We start from the raw sequence: 2190 nt of genomic DNA, 5'->3' as shown, positions 1-2190 counted from the left end.
AACATGGCCGAGTATCGGAACCGTCGTGCGCCGTTCCACGATGCCCTGGACCAGTCCCAAACCGCTAAGCAGCGAAGCACGCTCGATTGCGAGTCCCATGAATTGTTAGCCCGTCTTCCTATTCCGGATCTTTAGATCTCTAAAAGAGATTAGCAGTAATAGTAGGGGTTGTGGATTTGTCGATTGATCTCATAAGCGCCCGAAAATGATGGCTGATCGCCCGCTGAAAAATTGTTGATGCTGAGGCGGCTGACCGACGGGGCCGGCCTTGCGCGCACCGGCCCTGTCGATAGCTCTAACGTTATGCGCACCTCCTCCACAGCCTCCTCCACATCGATTCACGCCGCATTTGCGCGGATCGATTTAAGCTCGCGCTCGATTTTCTCGATCGAGAGCCGAAAAGCCGAATCACTGGTGACGCGCCGCATGATCAGGTTGTAGGCGTGAATCACCGTCGAGTGATCGCGCCCGAAATGTTCGCCGATCGTCGGAAACGAGCTGTCGGTCAGCTTGCGGCAGAGATACATCGCGACCTGCCGACAGAAGGCAATGTGCTGGGTGCGCTTCTTCGACTTCAAATCCGCCAGCCGGATATGGAAAAAGTCCGCAACCGTCTTCTGGATCGATTCGACGTCGGGCTTCGCGTCGTGATTGCGAATCAAATCCTGCAGCGCCTGCCGTGCGAAGTCCACGGTGATTGCCGATTGGTTGAGCGACGCCAAGGCTGCCAGCCGCGTCAGGCATCCCTCCAGTTCGCGAACGTTCGACGAAACGCTCTGCGCGATATACATCGCGACCTCCGGCACCAGCCGCAGGTTTTCCAGCACCGCCTTCTTCTGCACGATCGCGACGCGCGTCTCGAGGTCGGGCGGCGCGATGTCCGCGATCAATCCCATCTCGAAGCGATTGCGCAGCCGCTCCTCGAGTCCCGGAATTTCGCGCGGAACTTTGTCCGAGGTCAGCACGATCTGATGCCGCTCCGCGTGCAGCGCGTTGAATGTATGGAAGAATTCTTCTTGTGTGCGCTCGCGCCCGGCCAGGAACTGTACGTCGTCGAGGATAAGCGTATCGACGCGCCGGAATTTTTCTCGAAACTCGTTCATCTTGTCGCGGCGCAGCGAACCGATCAGCTCGTTCATGAAAATCTCGGCCGGCATGAACAGCACTTTCCGCGGCCGCTCGCCGCTGGCCCAGATATGGTGCCCGATCGCGGTCACCAGGTGAGTCTTGCCGAGGCCGACCCCGCCATAGATGAAGAGTGGGTTGTACTTTTCGCCCGGCTGATTCGCGACCGCCTGCGCCGCGGCATGCGCGAACTGATTGGCCGATCCCACCACGAACTCCGCGAAGCTGTAGCGGGGGTTCAGGGTCGGATGCCGATCTCCGCGCGGCGCGGCGGCCATCGTCGCTCGATTTGACGCCGACGCCTTGCCATTGCGATGCCCATAGCCGGCACCGTTCCCGTTCGAGTGACCGTTGCCACTTGCATGGCCGTTGCTCGGACGTTGCTGCGGCGGCGCGATCGCGGCATTCTCGCCGAGCGTCAGCCGCACCTCGATTTCGCCGCCAGCCTCGGCTGACAACGCCGACCGCATCAAGCTCATATAGCGTTCGTTGATCCAATCGCGAAAAAACCGATTGGGCGCCTCGACTGTGACGGTCGATCCTTGATGAGCGACAAAATTGAGCGGCCCGATCCACGTCTCATAGCCAACCTGACCCAGCTCATCGCGCATGCGGTCCCCGGCCCGTTGCCACAAACCATTCATATTGTTTCCCCCTGACCAAACCGGACGGCAAACCACGTTCCGGAACTAACGCGCCGCATCGAATGCCGCGCGAATTACGCACAGTCTTATCCACACCTGTGGATAAGCGGTATTTCTTTCGTTACAACCAACAATTTGACGGCGCGACACGCCGGACTATCAACTTGTCCGGGTTACGATCGGTTCTGTTAGGCTTAAAAATCTGATCGAGAATGCGAGCGATGTACACGCGCTTCGAAGCCATTAGCTCTCGCGCCGCCAATGAACCGTTCAGTGGAAAGTGGTTCTTGCAAGTAGGAAGTTTGCGGCCAAGGGAACGTGATAAACTTATTTCGCGATGAGGACAAGCGCGGAAAAAAATTTGTCGCGAAGCGCGCGAATCGTAAAGGAAATTTCGCGCGCGAGTGATCGCGCACAACGA

At 58.3% G+C, this 2190-nt stretch carries 2 protein-coding genes; both read right to left on the bottom strand.

Translation table 11 applies throughout. The annotated features are described in order from the left end of the window. Positions 1-99, bottom strand: a 99-nt coding sequence (locus VJX68_RS19050) for a hypothetical protein (RefSeq protein WP_349255878.1), incomplete at its 3' end; no start/stop codon positions are given. Positions 100-338: 239 nt separating this feature from the next. Next, positions 339-1769 carry a chromosomal replication initiator protein DnaA gene (gene dnaA, locus VJX68_RS02070; RefSeq protein WP_324093977.1) on the bottom strand — a complete coding sequence of 477 codons (1431 nt, stop codon included), beginning with the start codon at positions 1767-1769 and terminating at the stop codon, positions 339-341. Positions 1770-2190: the final 421 nt, after the last annotated feature.

Source organism: Binatus sp. (SeqCode), assembly GCF_035272065.1.
GTDB lineage: Bacteria > Desulfobacterota > Binatia > Binatales > Binataceae > Binatus.
Note: the sequence above shows the minus strand (reverse complement) of the source record. Positions and strands in the feature narration are given on the sequence as shown.